Raw genomic sequence first — 17,488 nt, forward strand, 5'->3', positions numbered from 1 at the left:
GCAAGTACGGGAGCCCCCTGATGTACCGACGTTCCGCAGCGGCGGCTGTTCTGCTGGCCGCCGCCCTGACCCTGACCGCCTGCAGTTCGGACGGCGGCGGGAAGGCCGACGCCGCGGCCGGCAAGCCGAAGCCGCCCGCCGCCTCCTCGGCGCCGGACCCGGCCGACAGCCCGGCGGCGCCCGCCACCGCCGGCGCCAAGCCGTCCGGTCCGGTGCTCCCCGACGCGAAACTCACCCCGAAGACGGGCACCTTCACCGAGACGGAGAGGAAGTACCTCAGCGGCCGGGTCCCGGAGAAGATGGATCCCGCGGCCGTCCTCCAGACGGGCCAGGAGTCCTGCCAGCGGGTGGAGCGCACGGCGAAGCACGACAAGGACGCGGCCACCGGGGCCATCGTCGCCGGGGAGATCCCGGGGGCGAAGGACGCCATCCCGTTCCTGTGCCCGGAGCAGAAGCCGCTGCTGGACGCCGCCGAGAAGGGTTTCGGCGACGGCGTTCGGCAGTCGCCCGCCCCGGGCACCTACCGGGCGCTGACCCAGAGCACCACCTGCTCCTGGGAGGCCAAGGGCAAGGACGGCGCGGTCCTCGCCTCGGGCCCCGCGACCCCGCCCAAGGCCGGCGACAAGATCACGGCGACCATCCCGGCGGGCACCGCCGAGTTCAACTCGACGGCCTGCTACGCCTGGATCCCCGCATAGGCCACGGCCGTACCGGACGAGTACGAGAACGCCCCCGCGGGCAGTGCCACCGCCGCGGGGGCGTTTCCACGTCCGGGTCCGGGGTACTCGCGCCGTCACAAGACCACGAACGTGGAGGCGAGTTGACATGCGAGGCATCGGCGGCTGCATAGCCCTGATCGTGGTGGGGGCCATCCTCACTTTCGCGAGCGACTGGCGGATGGAGGGCGTCAACCTCCCTCTCGTCGGCCTGATCATGATGGCGGCGGGGGCGATCGGCCTGGCCGTGTACTCCAGCGTGCTGCGCCGCCGCCGCGCCGCCGGGGTGCTCCCGGTCGTCGAGGAACGCGGCCGCGACATCATCTGACGCGCCGCGCGGGGGAGCTGTCACGCCCCCGCGCCGCGAGCCGCCCCGTACACCGGCAGGAGGGTGTCCACTACCGAGTCCATCGAGAACGACTCCGCGGCCAGCCTCCGGGCGGCGACGGAGGCCGAGCGGTTCGCGTCCGGGTCCAGCAGGGCGAGGACCGCCTCCGCGACCCCCGCCGGACCGGGTTCCACCGCCCGCCCGGCGCCCGCCGCGGCGATGTCCCGCGCCAGACCGTTGGAGTGGGTCACCACCGCGGGCACGCCCACCGCCAGCGCCTCCAGCACCGACATGGGGAACGGCTCCTCCACCGACGGCAGCACGTACACGTGGGCCCGGCGCAGCTCCGCCAGCACCTCGGCGCCGGACAGCGCCCCGGGGACCGTGAAGCGGTCCGACAGCCCCAGCGCGGCGATCCGCGCCCGGACCGCCGCCAGTTCGCCCTCGTCCGGCCCCGCCACCACGAACTCCGCGTCCGGATGCGCCGCCAGCACCGCCGGGGCCGCGTCCACGAAGTCGACCGGCCGCTTGCGGGCCTGTAGGCGCGCCGAGTACAGGATGCGCGGCGCCCCGGCCGGGGCCGGGCGCTCCTCCTGCGCCGGGGTGCCGTTGACCAGCCGTACCGCCGAGGCCAGCGCGGGCGGCCCCACCACCGCGTCCAGCCCCGCCCGCTCGTGCGGGGTCAGGTACAGCACCGCGTCCGCCCCGCGCAGCACCCGGCGTACCGCCACCGCGTCCAGCACCTTGGCCAGGAGCTTCCCGCTCGGGTCCACCATCCCGTGGGTCTGGAGCACCAGCGGCTTGCGGGCCCGCAGCGCGGCCAGCGCCACCGGCAGCGTCACCAGGTCGCGGGCCAGGTGGACGTGGACCACGTCCGCGTCGCGCACCAGCCGCCCCGCGGAGGCGAGCAGCGCCGGCGAGGTCATCCCGCTGAAGCCCAGCGGAAGCAGCCTGCGCGCCGGGAACAGCTTCGCCGGCACGCCCTCCACGTCGGTCGGCCACGGATCGGGGAACCCCTCGCCGAGGGCCAGCAGCCGGGCCTCGTGGCCGCGCGCCCGCAGCCCCTTGGCCAGGTTCAGCGCGACCCGGACGGGCCCGCCGAAGGCGTGCGAGGGGGAGTGCAGGGTCACGGCGTGCAGGACTCTGAGCGCGGCACTCACTTGGGCTCCTCCACCGGGCGGCGCCGCCCGTCCTGGGTCTGCAAGGTCAGCTCGGGCAGGTCCCGGTGGACCACCGCGCCGGCGCCCGCCACGGCGCACCGCCCGATCGTCACGCCCGCCAGCACGGTGGCCCGTACCGCCACCCACGCCCCGTCCTCCACGACGATGGGCGCGTTGCGGTAACGGAAGTCGGCGGCCCGGTGGTCGTGCGAACCGGTGCACAACATCGCCTCCTGGGAGACGCACACGTTCGCACCGATGGTCACCGGCTCCAGGTTCAGCAGCCAGGCGCCCTCACCGATCCACGCGTGGTCCCCGACCGTCAGCTTCCACGGCCACAGCACCCGCACCTTGTGCCGGATCAGCACGCCCTCGCCGATCCGGGCGCCGAACGCGCGCAGCAGCGCGACGCGCAGCCGGGCCGGACAGAACCACGCCATGAAGAGCGTGTTCATCACGGCGAACCAGAGCGCCTGCGTCAGCAGTCCGCGCCCCTTGTCGTACCCGGCCAGCGTGAAGGAAGGAAGATCACGCAACAGTCGCCCCCATCGTCCGCCCCCGACAGCCACCCCGCCGCGCCTCCCCGGGCGCAGCCCGCTCAGACTAGACTGCGCGCGGACCAGGCACATGGGGTGGGGGCGGCAGTGGCAACGGACATACGCAGGCCCCCTGTCGCGGTACCGGCACCGGCACCGGCGCCGCGGGACGAGGCGCAGTGGGGCCGGGTCACCGCCCCGCGCACCCTGCTCTCGCGTGCGCTGTCCGTCCCGCTGATCCTCGGGTTCACCGTCTTCCTGCCGCTCTTCGTCGCGATCCAGCCCGGCGACGGTCCGCACGACGCCGCGTTCTGGCTCCAGTTGCTGCTCACCATGTACGCGGGCGCCCGGCTGTCCGCGATGGTCCTGACCAGTCGGCGCAAGCTGCTCCAGGGCTCGTTCTGGCTCTTCGTCTACATGGCGATGGGCGTGGCCCCGCTCGCCCAGGCCGTCCTCGGCCGGGTCCCGACCCCCGTCGTCGGCCCCCGCTACGACCTCACCACCGCGATCGGTCTGGTCCTGCTGGGCTGTACCGCGTTCGACGTCGGCGTGCTGCTGGCCCGGCACCGGCCGACGGGCCGCGCGGGCGGTGGCGCCCAGAAGGAGAAGCGGCCGGTCATGGCCCACCGGCGGCGCCTGCAACTGCTCACCGGGCTCGCCTTCCTGTGCAGCGCGGCGTTCATCATGAAGCTGGGCGGCCCGGCGGTCTTCTTCTCCAGTCGGCAGGAGATCATCGCGGGCATCGAGGAAGCGGGCGTCTCCAACGGCGACGGCCAGGCGGGCCAGGCCCTGCTGCGCGGCTTCGGCACGGTACCGGCGCTGCTGGCGCTGCTGCTGTACACGCGCTGGCTGATCACTTCGAAGTACGCCCGCCGCAAGGTGTCGATCATCGTGACGTGGGGGGCGCTCGCGCTGCTGAACGTGGTGGTCAACAACCCGATCTCCAACCCGCGCTACTGGTTCCTGACGGTCATGTTCGCGCTGCTGTTCACGGTCTTCCCGGTGAGCGCGGCGATGTACCGGGTGGCGCTGTCGATGGCCGTGGTGGTCGCGCTGCTGGTCTTCCCGTTCGCGGACCGCTTCCGGTACGACGAGAAGAACTACAAGCCGGTCGAGACGACGTCCTTCCTGGAGCCGATGGCCCTGAAGGACTACGACCAGATCGGCATGTTCGCGAACACCATCACCTACTCGAACTCGGGCCCGGGCCATCTGTACGGGCGCCAGCTCGCGGGGTCGGTGTTCTTCGCGGTGCCGAGGTCGGTGTGGCCGGGCAAGCCGAAGGACACGGGCGTGATGATCGGGGAGTGGATGGGGACGGTCAACACCAACCTCTCGTCCCCGGTCTGGGCGGAGCTGTGGGTCGACTTCGGGCCGCTGGGGATGGGTGCGGGGCTGTTGGGGATGGGCTACGCCGCGGCCCGGGTGGACCGCCGGTACGCGAAGCGGGCCACCAGGCGGTCGCCGCCGGGGAGCCTGATCTCGGTGGTGGTCCCGCTGGTGGCGGGCTACTCCTTCATCCTGCTGCGGGGTCCGCTGCTCCAGGCGTCGGGACGGGTGGCGATAGCGGGCCTCTGCCTGGCGCTGGTCGCGACGTTCCGCGAGGACAAGTCGGCCCGCCTCCGCTGACGGCCCGCGCCGCAAACGCCGGCGGGGCCGGCAAGTCCAGCCCCGCCGGCGTGCCGCGGAATCCTGACCCGGTGCGGCGCCGTTGCGCCGGCGGGGTGGGCAACTCCAGCCCCGCCGGCGGTTGAGGCGTGGGGGTCCCCGCGGACGGAGTCTGGGGGAGGGTGCGGGGCGGAGCCCCGCAAGGCCCGGCGGAGCCGGGGGCGCTTGCGCAGCGGCGCCGCAGCCGGGTCGGCCCCGGGCGGTCAGGCCGGTTCCGCGGACGGGACGGGTTGCGCCGGGCGGTCAGGCCGGTTCCGCGGACGCCGTCGGCCCCGGGCGGTCAGGCCGGTTCCGCGGACGGGACGGGTTGCCCCGGGCGGTCAGGCCGGTTCCGCGGACACCGTCGGCGCCGGGCCCGGGACCGCGGGGTCCGGGAGGCGGGAGACCCGGGTCCAGGCCGCCGCCGCCTTCGCCGCCGAGCCCGCCGCCAGGCCCCACGCGGCGCCCGCCACCCCCCACACCGCGTACCCTCCCAACAGCAGCGCCACCGACAGCAACGAGAACACCACCTGCAACGACAGCGTCGCCCTCGGCTCCAGCACCCGCAGGGTCAGCAGCGCACACGTCCCCAGCCCCATCACGGCGTACTGCGCCCCCGTCGCCGGCAGCAGCGCCGCCGCCGCCCCCCACGTGTCGCCCAGCAGCTGACGCCCCGCCGCCCCGGGCAGCGCGTACAGCACCGCGCCCCACCCCGCGCCGAGCGCCGCCAGCACCCCGCCCATCAGCAGCGTCAGCCGGACCACCCCCCGCTTGCCCGACGCCCGCCCCACCACCGGCGGCCCGAACGCGTTCGCCGAGTTGAACAGCACGTTCAGCGGCCCGAACAGCGTCGTCGCACCGCGCAGCGCACCGACCGCCAGCGGCGTCGCGAACACCCCGAGTCCGAGCACCGCGAGCTGGCTGGAGCCGTTGCCCACCGCGAACTCCACCACGAACCGCTGCCCCAGGTGCCCGCGCCGCAGGTACGGCCGCAGGTCCACCCGCGCCCCGCGCACGTACGGCCGCAGCAGCCACAGCCCGAGCGCCAGCGCCGGCAGCGCCGAGATCCCCCACACCAGCACCAGCCGCCCCGCCGAAGCCCCTTCGGGCTGCAGCAGGAGCGCTGCGACCACGCCCACCAGCCGCGCCGCATCGGCGGCCAGCGCCCGCTCCGGCACGCGCAGCGCGGAGAAGCAGTACCGCAGCCCGTCCTGTACGAGCACCAGCGGCAGTACGAGCCCCAGCGCGAGGAACGCCCACCCCGCGGCCCCCGGCAGCACCAGGCCCACCAGGGCCAGCACCGTCCCGGCCACGGCCGAGGCGGCCGCGGTGAAGGCGAGGCCCGAACGGCACACCGCGCCCAGGCGTTCCCCGGCCTTCTCCAGCACCACCGTCTGGCCGACGTACGCCATGTTCAGCCCGAGCAGCACCGTGAAGGTCACGTACACCATCGAGAAGTCGGCGAAACCCGACGCCGACGACAGCCGGGCGGCCAGCACCAGCACCAGGATGTTGGTGGCGCTGGAAGCCGCCTGGTCCAGCACCGAGGCGACGGCGGCGAGCCCTCCGCGCCTCACCGCCGGCCCGTGCGGACCGTGCGCAGCGCCACGGTGTCGGTGCCGTCACCGGGGATGTGCTGCTCCTGCTGGGCGACCTCGTACGGGATCGGCTGCGGCGCCGGCTCGCGGGCCGCAGCCGGGGCCGCCGGAGCGGCCGGGGCGCCGCCCTTGCCCTTCGCCTTGCCGCGGCCGCCGCGCTTCTCGCCGGGCAGCGGCGTGTGCAGCACCGCGCCGAGCACGGTCCCGCCGGCGCCGCTGATCAGCTCGCGGATGCGGGACAGGTCGCTGCGGTGCACCGCCCGCGGGTCGCAGACCACGAGGACGCCGTCGACCCGGTCGACGAGCGCGAGGGCGTCCGCGTACGAGAGGACCGGCGGGGCGAGCACCACGACGGTGGAGTTGGGGGAGTCGGCCTCGGAGATCAGCCGGGTGGCGCGCGGCGACGTCAGCGCGCGGGCGACGTTGCGCACCGGCTCGCCGGGGATCAGGTCGAAGGCGCCCGACTCCCCGGCGTCCACGACGAGCTGGCGCCCGTCGGGCCAGTCGGAGTCGCCCTGCTGCCCCGGCTGACCGCCCGGGCCCGGGCCGCCCGGCATCTGGCTCCAGCGCGGGCGGCCGCCCGCGTCGGTCGGCAGCTGGCTGGCCAGTACCGGAGTGCGCAGGTCGGCCTCGATCAGCAGGACGTCCTTGCCGGTCTCGGCGAAGGAGGCGGCGAGGTTCACGGCGACCGCGGCGGCGGTCTCGCTGCTGCCGCGCGGTGCGACCACCAGCAGCCGGCGCCGGTCGGCGAAGCGGGAGTCGTAGGCGAGCCGGAAGGCCACCGACCGGAACTCCTCCGCGAGGCGCGGGTCTTCCTCACCGGCCGCCAGCAGCGGCCCGCCCCCGGTCTTGTCCCGCGGCAGGGAGCCCAGTACGGGTGCGCGCAGGGCCCGCGCCACATCGCCGTCGGAGCGCGGCGCCGGGTCGAAGACGAGCCGGACCCAGGCGGCGAGCAGGCCGAGCGCCGTACCCACGGCCGCGCCGAGCGCGAGGGACATCGGGATGCCCGGCCCGTCGGAGTCGCCGGGCGGGGTCGCGGGGCTGGTGACCCGGCCGGGCGCCATGTCGAGCGCCTGGAGCTTGGCGATGTTGCTGTTGAGGGTGTTGACCTTGCTCTGGAGGTCGGTCTTGGAGGAGTACGCCGCGTCGCGCCCCGGGCCCGAGGGCAGGGTGTTGATCTGCTTGACGAGCTCGTCGAGCTGCTTGGCGACCGGGTCGCGCTGGTCCTGGTAGCCCTTGACCATCTTGTCGCGGGTGACGTCGAGGGCCTCTTGCCGCTTGAGCAGGTACGCCGCGGTCATCGCGTTGGCGCGCTTCGCGGCCTCCCCGGGGGAGGCCGCGGTGTAGGTGAAGCGGAGCACCATCGTCTGCGGCGGGTTGGTGACCTGGAGGCCGCTGCGCAGGGCGGTGACCCCGGACTCCGGCACGCCGAGCTTCTTCGCCGCCTCGTCGGCGGTGGAGGAGCTGAGCGCGACCTGGCGCTCCGAGCCGATGTTGATCGCCTTGTCGGGCGCCAGGCTCGGGTTGAAGGGGTCGTCGGTGGGTGCGCGGAGCACGATGTCGGCGGTCGCGACGTAGGTGTCCGCCGTGGAGACGCCGAGGTAGACGCCGCCCAGCAGTCCGATGCCGATCCCCGCGCCGAGGAGCCGGCGGTAGCGCAGGAGCTGGCGGAACTGGTCCCTCAGGAGGTCCGGTTCGTCCTCGGCGGGGGCCGCTGCCGGCCGGTTCGTCTCGATCACGGCCGGGATCCCCCAAGTGCTTCGTCCATCAGTGCGTCGATGCGGGCCAGTCCCGCTTCGCGGCTCAGGTGGGCCGCCACGTGGACGGGCCCGGCGGCGCCGAGGGCGTCCGCGGCCGCCGGGTCCTCGGCCAGCGCCCGTACGGCCTTGAGCAGGGCGTGCGGGTCCTCCGGCGGTACGAGCACCCCCGCGCCGGAACGTTCCACCTCCTGGGCGGTCCCGCCCTGTGCCGCGACGGACGCGACGACGGGCCGGCCGGCCTGGAAGTACGAGGTCAGCTTTGAGGGCACGCTCATGTCGAGCACCGCCGCGTGCTGGGTGACCGCGAGCACGTCCGCCGCCGCGAGGATATCGGGGAACTCGCCGTCGGCGGCAGGGGGGATGATGTCGAGGTTCGGTACGTCCGCCGCGAGGCCGGCGAGGGCCGCGCGCTGGCTGCCGTCCCCCATCAGGACGAAGCGGACCTCCGGGTCGAGCCGGGCGGCGCCGACCAGGACTTCCAGTCCCTGCTTGAGACCCATGTTCCCGGAGTGCAGGACCACCGTCTGGCCCGGCGCCCAGCCGAGGTGGCGGCGGGTCTCGCCGCGCGGCTTGGTCGGCACGGCCACGTGCGACCAGTTGGGCACCAGCCGGATCTTCTCCTCGGGCACGCCCATCCCGACGACCCGGTCCACGAAGGTCTCGTGGATGACACCGACCAGGGTGGCGCGCCGCAGCGCGTAGGCCTCGGCCCGCCCGGCCAGCGCGGCCGCCTTGTCGCCGCCGCTGATCCCGCTCTGCGCGGCGGCGGCGCCCATCAGGTCCTGGACGACCGGGACGTAGGGGACCTGCCACTTGGCGGCGAGCCGGGCGGCGAGCACCCCGCCGGCCAGGCTGGGCATCTGGGCGAGGATCGCGTCCGGCTTCGGCATCCGGGGCGGGGCCACGGCGCCGTGCAGCAGGATCGATCCTTCGAACAGGGCCCGTCGCACGGCGGTCTGGCGCGGCGGCACGGTGTGCGCACGCCGGTGCACGGTGACCCCCGCGCGCCGTTCCGTGCGCCGGAGCGCCCCCCGGTATTCCGGCTCCAACGACCAGGACGGATAGTGCGGCATGCCCGCCAATACGTGCGTCTCGTGGCCGAGATCCGCCCAGTGCTCCGCGATCTGGGTGGCGTACGGCCCGATCCCCGCGTGCTCGGGAGCGTAGTTGGTGGATACCAGCAGCAGTCGCCGGTGACCGGATCTGGACACTGGGCGTCCCCTTCCCCCCTGGATGATGCGCACGTCACCCTATTCGTTCACCCGCGTGGTGCGGAACGTGCACGCTATTGTCTGCTAATCCGCCACACCGGGGGGTGTGGCTTCTGGGGGGTAAGAGATGACGGAGCAGGACATGTCCGACCTTGGTGTGCCCGCGCGCAGGCCGTACCGGGTCGGCTACGCACCGGGCGCCTACGACCTGTTCCACATCGGACACCTCAACATCCTCCGGCACGCCCGCAGTCAGTGCGACTACCTGGTGGCGGGGGTGGTCTCCGACGAGATGGCCGAACTCGCCAAGGGCCGGAGGCCGATGATCCCGCTCGTCGAACGACTGGAAATCGTCCGCAGCGTCAAGTACGTCGACGCGGCCTTCGTCGAGACGGTTCCCGACAAGGTGGAGACCTGGAAGCAGGTCCGCTTCGACGTCATCTTCAAGGGCGACGACTGGCGCGGCACCCCCAAGGGCGACCGGCTGGAGCAGGACTTCGCCGCGCACGGCGTCGACGTCGTCTACTTCCCCTACACGGTCCACACCTCCAGCACCCAGCTGCGCCGGGCGCTCGACGCGCTGGCGCAGCCGCTGCCGGAGCCGCTCACCGCGGAACTGCGCTGAGTTCCCGGAACCACTTCGCGAGGAACGCGAGCAGGAACAGCACCGCGACCGCGCCCAGACCGGCGTACGCCCAGCGGAACAGCCCGCCGCCGCCGAGCAGCAGGAACACCAGGCAGAACACCCCGTAGTCCACGGGCAGCAGCGCCACCGCCCGCAGCGTCGACGGGGTGGCGGCCGGGCTCCCCGGCGCCGGCCCGGGCTTGAGCTTCTCGGTGAGCAGGCCGCCGAAGAAGGTGACGACGGCGGCGAACTGGAAGCCCAGCGGCACCAGCAGCCAGCCGCCGGACGCCGTCCCGCCCCCGCCGGTGCCGTACGCGTCGGGGAACCGGTAGAAGGCGATCAGCACACAGGTGTGCAGCGCGGTCAGCTTGGCGCAGTCCACGACGTGGTCGAGCCACTCGCCCGCGGCGCTGCCGCCCCCGCGCAGCCGGGCGAGCTGTCCGTCCGCCGAGTCGAAGGCGAAGCCGGCCGCGAGCGCCGCCCACACCGCGACCCCCAGTTCCCACGAAGGCGCGGCCAGCGCGACCGCCGCCGCGGCGGCGAAGCTGAAGACCGCGCTGATCAGCGTCACCTGGTTCGGGCTGAGCCCGAGCGCATACGAACCGGCGGCCAGGTACCGCCCGGCGGGCCGGTTGACGAACCGAGAGTAGAACGACACCCCCTTAGCCGACTTCTGCGCCCCGCGCAGCTCCCGCAGCGCGGTCCCGACTCTCGGCATCGACGCAAGCCCCCTTCGCAACGGATGTGTGTACGACGTGTGTACGTACGAAGGGCACATCATCGCAGGGCGTCCACGGCTTTCGGCTCCGGATGCGCCCATACGTCCTGAACCAGCGGTAGGCGCGTTCAGCCCGCCACCCGCAGCAGCAGCACCGCCCGCGCCGGGACCGTCAGGGGCTCGCCACCCCGGTGCCGGGTACCGGGCGCCGCCGACTGGTCCTCCCGCGAGGTGTCGAGCACGAGCTCGTACGCCGCCGCCCAGGGCGGCCCCGGCAGCATCCACTCCACCGGCCGGTCCCCGGCGTGCAGCAACGCCAGGAAGCTGTCGTCGACGACCTGCCGCCCCCGCTCGTCCCGCCCCGGGATGTCCCGCCCCGACAGGTACAGGCCCAGCGCGGCGGCGGGCGCGTACCAGTCCCGCTCGGTCATCTCCGTCCCCGCCGGGGTGAACCAGGCCAGGTCGCGCAGGCCGTCCGCGTCCTGGGCCCGCCCGGAGAAGAACGCCCGCCTGCGCAGCACCGGGTGCTCCCGGCGCAGCGCCGTCAGACGGGTGGTCAGCGCGAACAGCTCCCGCCAGGCCGGGTCCTCCCGGAGCGACCAGTCCAGCCAGCTCGTCCCGTTGTCCTGGCAGTACGCGTTGTTGTTGCCGCCCTGCGTCCGGCCGAACTCGTCGCCCGCCACCAGCATCGGCACCCCGGTCGACAGCAGCAGCGTGGTGAGCAGGTTGCGCAGCTGCCGCCGGCGCAGCGCCCCGATCCGGGGGTCGTCCGTCTCGCCCTCCGCCCCGCAGTTCCACGACCGGTTGTCGTTGGTGCCGTCCCGGCCGTCCTCCCCGTTCGGCTCGTTGTGCTTGCGCTCGTACGACACCAGGTCCCGCAGGGTGAAGCCGTCGTGCGCGGTCACGAAGTTCACCGAGGCGTACGGGCGCCGCCCGCCCCACGCGTAGAGGTCGCTCGAACCCGACAACCGGTACCCCAGATCGCGTACGTCGGGCAGCGCGCCCCGCCAGAAGTCCCGGACGGCGTCCCGGTAGCGGTCGTTCCACTCCGTCCACAGCGGCGGGAACGCGCCCACCTGGTAGCCGCCCGAGCCCACGTCCCACGGCTCGGCGATCAGCTTGACCCGCCGCAGCACCGGGTCCTGGGCGATCACCGCCAGGAACGGCGAGAGCATGTCCACGTCGTGCATGGAGCGGGCCAGGGCCGCCGCCAGGTCGAAGCGGAAGCCGTCGACCCCCATCTCCGTCACCCAGTACCGCAGCGAATCGGTGATCAGACGCAGTACGTTCGGCCGCCCCGCGTGCAGGGTGTTCCCGCAGCCCGTGTAGTCCGCGTACCGGCGCTGGTCGCTCTGGAGCCGGTAGTAGCCGCGGTTGTCGATCCCGCGCAGCGACAGCGTCGGCCCCAGCTCGCCCGCTTCCGCCGTGTGGTTGTAGACCACGTCGAGGATCACCTCGATCCCCGCCGCGTGCAGCGCCCGCACCATCCGCTTGAACTCGCCGACCTGCTGACCGGCCGTGCCGCTCGACGAATACCCGGCGTGCGGGGCGAAGTAGCCGATCGAGTTGTACCCCCAGTAGTTGCGCATCCCGCGGCGCAGCAGGTGGTCCTCGTGCGCGAACTGGTGCACCGGCAGCAGCTCCACCGCCGTCACCCCCAGCCGGGTCAGGTGCTCGACCGCCGCGGGGTGGGCGAGCCCCGCGTAGGTCCCGCGCAGCCCCTCGGGCACACCCGGGTGGCGCATGGTGAACCCGCGCACGTGCAGCTCGTAGATCACCGAATCGGCCCAGGGGGTCTTCGGCCGGACGTCGTCCGCCCAGTCGTCGTCATCGTGCACCACGACGCCCTTGGGCACGTACGGGGCCGAGTCCCGGTCGTCGCGCACGGTGTCCGCGATGTACTGCTGCGGCCAGTCCCGCACGTGGCCGTACACCTCGGGCGGCAGCGCGCCGTAGTCGTTGCCCGGCCGTGCGTCCACGGCCCGGGCGTACGGGTCCAGGAGCAGCTTCGCCGGGTTGTGCCTGGCCCCCGTCCAGGGGTCCCAGCGGCCGTGCACCCGGAACCCGTACCGCTGCCCCGGCCGCACGCCCGGGACGAAGCCGTGCCAGATCTCGTGGGTGAGCTCCGTCAGGGCGCAGCGGGTCTCGGCGCCGCGCCCGTCGAACAGGCAGAGCTCCACCGTCTCCGCGCCCGGCGCCCACAGGGCGAAGTTGGTGCCGGCGACCCCGTCCGGGCCCGGCCGGTAGCGGGCGCCCAGCGGGTGCGAGGACCCGGGCCACACCGGCGGTCCAGGGGGCGCCGGCACCCGTACGGTCCGGGCTTTGGCCAGGCCGTTGAGCTGCCCGTTGGCATGGCCGTTGACGTGGCCGTTGACGTGGCCGTCGACCTGGCCGTCGGCCCGGCCGGCCGGGCCGCCCCGCGGCTGCCCGTCCGGCTGTCCGTCGACGGGCGGCGCGGGCGCGCTCCCGTTGACCCGTACCTCTCCGGCGACGGTTTCCACCGCCTCTTCCTCGGCTGCGCTCGACACTGCCCGCCTCCACGGCTCTCGGTACCTGCGGGGGCAGGGGAGTGCGGCCCCGGCGTCCCGGCCCGGGCCCGCCCCCGTCTGGTCCTTCCCACTGTTCTGCCCGCACTGCCCCGCCCGGAACGTCGGCCGCGGCCACGTTTCCCTCCGAGGGGCCCGGTCGTTGGACACGGCGTGACTCTTCTGACGAGGCGGGCAGGGGCGGGCTTGGCGGCCGTCGCGGTATGGGCGGCCCTGCTGGGCGGCCTGAGCGGCTGCACCGGGGACGGCCGCTCACCGGTCGAGATCCAGCTGCCCGGCAAACCCCGGTCGCCGGACGAGGCCATCCGGATCACCCCCGAGGACAACGCCAAGGGGGTGCCCGCCGACGGCCCCTTGACGGTCAAGGTCGCCGAGGGGCGGCTGGAGCGGGTGGTGGTCACGAAGGTCGAGGACGCCCAGGAGGAGCGGGTCCCGGGCGCGATCGCCGCCGACGGGCTCAGCTGGAGGCCCGACCCGGCGGCCGGCCGGCTCGCCCTCGCGGCCAAGTACACCGTCGACGCGGTCGCCCTCGACGGGCACGACCGCCGGCAGGCCCGGCACACCACTTTCACCACCTACGTGCCCGAGGAGCGGTTCATCGGCTACTTCCGGCCCGAGAACCGCTCGACCGTGGGCACCGGGATGATCGTCTCCTTCCGGTTCAACCGCTCCATCAAGCAGCGCGCCGCCGTGGAACGGGCCATCAACGTCAGCTCCGTTCCCCCCGTCAAGGCCGTCGGCCACTGGTTCGGCGACGACCGGCTCGACTTCCGGCCCAAGGAGTACTGGAAGCCCGGGACCGAGGTCACGATCCGGATGGACCTCCGCGACGTCGAGGGCTCGCCCGGCGTGTACGGCATCCAGGACAAGACGGTCACCTTCAGGGTCGGCCGCTCGCAGATCTCCACCGTGGACGCCGCCGCGCACACCATGGAGGTCCGCCGCGAGGGCCGGTTGCTGTCCACCCTGCCCATCACCGCCGGGGCGCCCAAGAACACCACGTACAACGGCAAGATGGTGGTGATGGAGATGTTCGACGTCACCCGCATGAACGGCCAGACCGTCGGTTTCGGCGGCGAGTACGACATCCCCGACGTCCCGCACGCCATGCGGCTCACCACCTCGGGCACCTTCCTGCACGGCAACTACTGGGCCAGCCCCGACACCTTCGGCTCCCTCAACACCAGCCACGGCTGTGTCGGCCTGCGCGACGACAAGGGCGGCGGCTCGGACACCCCGGCCGGCTGGTTCTTCGACCGCTCGCTCGTCGGCGACGTGGTCGAGGTGGTCAACTCCCAGGACAAGACGGTCGCGGGGGACAACGGCCTGGGCGGCTGGAACCTCTCCTGGGCCGACTGGGTCGTCGGCTCCGCGACCGGCTGACGGCCGGGCCCCGGCCCGGGGCCCGGTTCGCACACCAGTTGGGACGGAACGGTGACAAGACCGTGCCTTCACGTGATCTCCCCATGTGATTTCCTGGCGGGAAGCGCGCGACTGTCCGCGCGGGGGACATGGGGAGAACAAGAGTGAACCTGCAGCCGATCCGCGGCCGCGTCCGCACCGGCCTGCCGGCCCTTCTGCTGGGAGCGGCGCTGCTCTTCACCAGCGCCTGCAGCGGCGGCGCAGACAACGGGGGCGGCGCCGGGGGCGACGCCGGCGGCAAGGGTGGCGGCAAGACCGGCACCGAGGCGTCCAAGGCCGTGGTCAACGTCAAGCCGGACGACGGTGCGAAGGAAGTCGCCACGAACGGCGTCCTGAAGATATCCAGCACCGGCGGCAAGCTCACCACGGTGACGGTCGCCGACACCAAGGGCAACGCGGTGGACGGCAAGATGGGCGCCGACGGGGCCAGCTGGGAGCCGTCGCGCAATCTCGCCGCGGCCACCGAGTACAAGGTGCACGTGGTCGCCAAGGACGAGGCCGGCCGCGAGTCCGCGAAGGACACCACCTTCACCACCCTCACGCCGACGAACACCTTCGTCGGCCACTACACCCCCGAGGACGGCGAGACCGTCGGCGTGGGCATGCCCGTGTCGATCAACTTCACCCGGGGCATCACCAACACCGAGGCCGTCGAGAAGGCCATCACCGTCACGGCGGAGCCGAACGTGCCGGTGGAGGGCCACTGGTTCGGCAACGACCGGCTCGACTTCCGCCCCGAGAAGTACTGGGCCGCGGGCACCAAGGTCACGGTGAAGATCGCCCTCGACGGGGTCGAAGGCCGCCCGGGCGTCTACGGCAAGCAGACCCGGACCGTCCACTTCACCATCGGCCGTTCCCAGGTCTCCACCGTCGACGCGAGCGCGCACACGATGGAGGTCGTCCGCGACGGCCAGGTGCTCAAGAACCTGCCGATCACCGCGGGCGCCCCGTCGACCACCACGTACAACGGCCAGATGGTCATCAGCGAGAAGTACAAGGTGACCCGGATGAACGGCGCGACCGTCGGCTTCGGCGGCGAGTACGACATCTCCGACGTCCCGCACGCCATGCGCCTGTCGAACTCCGGCACCTTCGTGCACGGCAACTACTGGGCCTCCAGCAGCACGTTCGGCTCGGAGAACGTCAGCCACGGCTGCGTCGGCCTCAAGGACGCGCGCGGCGCGGGCGACGACGACCAGCCCGCCGCCTGGTTCTTCAACGAGTCCCTGATCGGCGACGTGGTCGTGGTGAAGAACTCCAAGGACAAGCAGATCGCCCCGGACAACGGCCTCAACGGCTGGAACATGGACTGGTCGGAGTGGATCAAGTAACCCCCTCCCGCGCCTGATCCGGTGGCCCGGTGCTGTGACCCACAGCACCGGGCCACTCCGCGTTAACCGCCGCTAACCTTCCCCCATGACCCTCTCTCTCGAAGTCTCCGAAGGCGTCGGCACCCTCCGCCTGGACCGGCCGCCCATGAACGCCCTGGACATCGCCACCCAGGACCGGCTGCGCGAGCTCGCGGTGGAGGCCACCGACCGCGCCGACGTCCGCGCGGTGATCCTCTACGGCGGCGAGAAGGTGTTCGCGGCCGGCGCGGACATCAAGGAGATGCAGACGATGGACCACGCGGCCATGGTGGCCCGCTCCCGCGGGCTCCAGGACGCCTTCACCGCCGTCGCGCGGATCCCCAAGCCGGTCGTCGCGGCCGTCACCGGCTACGCCCTGGGCGGCGGTTGCGAGCTCGCACTGTGCGCCGACTACCGGATCGCCGCGGACAACGCCAAGCTCGGCCAGCCGGAGATCCTGCTCGGCCTGATCCCGGGCGCCGGCGGCACCCAGCGGCTGTCCCGGCTGATCGGCCCTTCCAAGGCCAAGGACCTGATCTTCACCGGCCGCATGGTCAAGGCGGACGAGGCGCTCGCGCTCGGCCTGGTGGACCGGGTGGTCCCGGCCGCCGAGGTGTACGGGCAGGCGCACGCCTGGGCGGCGAAGCTCGCACAGGGCCCGGCCCTCGCGCTGCGCGCCGCCAAGGAATGCGTGGACGCCGGGCTGGAGGCGGACATCGACACCGGACTGACCATCGAACGCAACTGGTTCGCCGGGCTGTTCGCCACCGAGGACCGCGAGCGCGGCATGCGCAGCTTCGTCGAGGAGGGCCCGGGCAAGGCCAAGTTCCTCTAGGCCCGGTCCGTTCGCCGCCCGGGCCGGGTCGCCGTCCGGTTCGTCCCCCGGTTCCTTCCTCGGGGTGGATTAGCCAGGCCTTAAGGCAGCCTTAAGCCCGCATGGTGATCCACTCACCGTGATCACCGGTGCGCATCGCGTCACACCAGGTCAGACCGGTGGCGCGGCCCCCTGATTGCCCTGCGCATATGCCGGATCACCCCCTGGGAATCGACGGACCCCGGGGGGTGTTTTCCCGCGGAACGGCCCGGAGCGGCGGTGCGGCCGTCCATGATGGGTGCATGGCGGGCCTGGAGGGTGTGGAGCAGCCGCGGCAGCGCGGCAGCGCTTCGGCGGTACGGATCGCGGCGGCTCTTGAGGAGGAACAGGGTCTCAGGGCCCTGGAGTTGTACGGGAACCCCGCCGAGGCGGAGGTCACCCTGCCGTCCATGCCCGAATCCGCCGGCACGGCGCGCCGGCTGACCCAGTCCGTGGTGATCCGGCTGTGGGGCCTGTCGGCGCAGACCGCCGAGCACACCGTCCTGCTGGTCTCGGAACTCGTCGGCAACGCAGTGCGGCACACCGGTGCGCGGTCGTTCGGCCTGCGGCTGGTGCGCCGTCGCGGATGGATCCGGGCCGAGGTGCGCGATCCCTCGCGCGGGCTGCCCTGTCTGATGCCGGTCCACGAGCTGGACACCACGGGCCGGGGCCTCTTCCTCGTGGACAAGCTGTCCGACCGCTGGGGCGCCGACCTGCTGCCGCGCGGCAAGATCACCTGGTTCGAGATGCGGGTGGCCGACCGCTGAAACGCCAGAAACCCCCTGTCGCCGTGTGGTGGGGCGCCGCGGGGGTTTCATGGGTGCGCCGAGGATCGAAGGGGGTGTGATCCTCGGCGAGGACTTCGCTCGGGTCAAAGGGAAGCCGTGATTCCGACTATGGCAGACGAGCGACCAAATGCCAAAACCCCAAACTCGGACATAAGTGTGTATAACCTAAGAGTTCACAGTTAAATCCTAGGTGAGGTGGCCCACTCGCCTCGTAATCAATGAATAAGTATC

At 73.0% G+C, this 17,488-nt stretch carries 15 protein-coding genes; 8 read left to right on the forward strand and 7 right to left on the reverse strand.

Features of this window, described 5'->3' with window-relative positions:
* Window positions 1–20 precede the first annotated feature (20 nt).
* Both ACZ4M3_RS08045 and ACZ4M3_RS08050 read left to right on the forward strand, forming a co-directional pair.
* Window positions 21–698: a hypothetical protein gene (locus ACZ4M3_RS08045; RefSeq protein WP_467730740.1), complete on the forward strand. Its 678-nt coding sequence runs from the start codon at window positions 21–23 to the stop codon at window positions 696–698.
* 127 nt (window positions 699–825) lie between these two features.
* On the forward strand, window positions 826–1,044 hold the full coding sequence (locus ACZ4M3_RS08050) for a hypothetical protein (protein WP_329198438.1): 219 nt from the start codon (window positions 826–828) through the stop codon (window positions 1,042–1,044).
* A gap of 20 nt (window positions 1,045–1,064) precedes the next feature.
* Here the strand turns inward: ACZ4M3_RS08050 and ACZ4M3_RS08055 are convergent, their stop codons facing one another.
* On the reverse strand, window positions 1,065–2,204 hold the full coding sequence (locus ACZ4M3_RS08055; protein WP_467730741.1) for a glycosyltransferase: 1,140 nt from the start codon (window positions 2,202–2,204) through the stop codon (window positions 1,065–1,067).
* Window positions 2,201–2,740, reverse strand: coding sequence for a WcaF family extracellular polysaccharide biosynthesis acetyltransferase (locus ACZ4M3_RS08060; RefSeq protein WP_467730742.1), 540 nt, complete (start codon window positions 2,738–2,740; stop codon window positions 2,201–2,203). Before ACZ4M3_RS08060 ends, ACZ4M3_RS08055 begins: the two co-directional genes overlap by 4 nt.
* A gap of 108 nt (window positions 2,741–2,848) precedes the next feature.
* On the opposite strand from ACZ4M3_RS08060, the gene ACZ4M3_RS08065 reads away from it, so the two are divergent.
* On the forward strand, window positions 2,849–4,369 hold the full coding sequence (locus tag ACZ4M3_RS08065) for a hypothetical protein (protein ID WP_467730743.1): 1,521 nt from the start codon (window positions 2,849–2,851) through the stop codon (window positions 4,367–4,369).
* Between the two features lie 359 nt (window positions 4,370–4,728).
* On the opposite strand, the gene ACZ4M3_RS08070 is transcribed toward ACZ4M3_RS08065, so the two are convergent.
* The 3 genes from ACZ4M3_RS08070 to ACZ4M3_RS08080 are packed head-to-tail and all read right to left on the reverse strand — an operon-like array spanning window position 4,729 to window position 8,926.
* Window positions 4,729–5,964, reverse strand: a complete 1,236-nt coding sequence (locus ACZ4M3_RS08070) for an MATE family efflux transporter (protein WP_467730744.1) — start codon at window positions 5,962–5,964, stop codon at window positions 4,729–4,731.
* Window positions 5,961–7,724 (reverse strand): lipopolysaccharide biosynthesis protein, encoded by a 1,764-nt coding sequence (locus tag ACZ4M3_RS08075; protein ID WP_467730745.1) that lies wholly within the window; start codon window positions 7,722–7,724, stop codon window positions 5,961–5,963. The genes ACZ4M3_RS08070 and ACZ4M3_RS08075 overlap by 4 nt, the downstream gene beginning before the upstream one ends.
* Window positions 7,721–8,926: a glycosyltransferase gene (locus ACZ4M3_RS08080; protein WP_467730839.1), complete on the reverse strand. Its 1,206-nt coding sequence runs from the start codon at window positions 8,924–8,926 to the stop codon at window positions 7,721–7,723. The genes ACZ4M3_RS08075 and ACZ4M3_RS08080 overlap by 4 nt, the downstream gene beginning before the upstream one ends.
* A 172-nt stretch (window positions 8,927–9,098) precedes the next feature.
* Between ACZ4M3_RS08080 and ACZ4M3_RS08085 the strand changes: the two genes are divergently transcribed.
* Window positions 9,099–9,581 (forward strand): FAD synthase family protein, encoded by a 483-nt coding sequence (locus ACZ4M3_RS08085; RefSeq protein ID WP_467730746.1) that lies wholly within the window; start codon window positions 9,099–9,101, stop codon window positions 9,579–9,581.
* Here the strand turns inward: ACZ4M3_RS08085 and ACZ4M3_RS08090 are convergent.
* Entirely contained in the window at window positions 9,562–10,299 is a 738-nt protein-coding gene (locus ACZ4M3_RS08090) for a CDP-alcohol phosphatidyltransferase family protein (protein WP_467730747.1), read from the reverse strand. The two genes, ACZ4M3_RS08085 and ACZ4M3_RS08090, sit on opposite strands and share 20 nt — an antisense overlap.
* A 128-nt stretch (window positions 10,300–10,427) precedes the next feature.
* Complete coding sequence (gene glgX, locus ACZ4M3_RS08095) at window positions 10,428–12,827, reverse strand: glycogen debranching protein GlgX (RefSeq protein ID WP_467730748.1); 2,400 nt, start codon at window positions 12,825–12,827, stop codon at window positions 10,428–10,430.
* A gap of 180 nt (window positions 12,828–13,007) precedes the next feature.
* Here glgX and ACZ4M3_RS08100 point away from each other — a divergent pair, with 180 nt between their 5' ends.
* The 4 genes from ACZ4M3_RS08100 to ACZ4M3_RS08115 all read left to right on the forward strand — a co-directional run bounded on the left by ACZ4M3_RS08100 (window position 13,008) and on the right by ACZ4M3_RS08115 (window position 17,236).
* Window positions 13,008–14,228 carry a L,D-transpeptidase gene (locus tag ACZ4M3_RS08100; RefSeq protein WP_467730840.1) on the forward strand — a complete coding sequence of 407 codons (1,221 nt, stop codon included), beginning with the start codon at window positions 13,008–13,010 and terminating at the stop codon, window positions 14,226–14,228.
* Window positions 14,229–14,371: 143 nt separating this feature from the next.
* Window positions 14,372–15,598, forward strand: coding sequence for a L,D-transpeptidase (locus ACZ4M3_RS08105; RefSeq protein ID WP_467730749.1), 1,227 nt, complete (start codon window positions 14,372–14,374; stop codon window positions 15,596–15,598).
* An 85-nt stretch (window positions 15,599–15,683) separates the two neighbouring features.
* Window positions 15,684–16,451, forward strand: coding sequence for an enoyl-CoA hydratase/isomerase family protein (locus ACZ4M3_RS08110; RefSeq protein ID WP_467730750.1), 768 nt, complete (start codon window positions 15,684–15,686; stop codon window positions 16,449–16,451).
* Between the two features lie 281 nt (window positions 16,452–16,732).
* Complete coding sequence (locus tag ACZ4M3_RS08115; RefSeq protein WP_467730751.1) at window positions 16,733–17,236, forward strand: ATP-binding protein; 504 nt, start codon at window positions 16,733–16,735, stop codon at window positions 17,234–17,236.
* Window positions 17,237–17,488: the final 252 nt, after the last annotated feature.

The sequence above is a fragment of the Streptomyces sp. NPDC026522 genome (genome assembly GCF_055567555.1).

Bases quoted from the DNA above. Each gene is read 5' to 3' on its own strand.
- ACZ4M3_RS08085 (WP_467730746.1), top strand. From the start codon at position 9,099: ATGTCCGACCTTGGTGTGCCCGCGCGCAGGCCGTACCGGGTCGGCTAC.
- ACZ4M3_RS08045 (WP_467730740.1), top strand. From the start codon at position 21: ATGTACCGACGTTCCGCAGCGGCGGCTGTTCTGCTGGCCGCCGCCCTG.
- ACZ4M3_RS08050 (WP_329198438.1), top strand. From the start codon at position 826: ATGCGAGGCATCGGCGGCTGCATAGCCCTGATCGTGGTGGGGGCCATC.
- ACZ4M3_RS08110 (WP_467730750.1), top strand. From the start codon at position 15,684: ATGACCCTCTCTCTCGAAGTCTCCGAAGGCGTCGGCACCCTCCGCCTG.
- ACZ4M3_RS08090 (WP_467730747.1), bottom strand. From the start codon at position 10,299: ATGCCGAGAGTCGGGACCGCGCTGCGGGAGCTGCGCGGGGCGCAGAAG.
- ACZ4M3_RS08115 (WP_467730751.1), top strand. From the start codon at position 16,733: ATGGCGGGCCTGGAGGGTGTGGAGCAGCCGCGGCAGCGCGGCAGCGCT.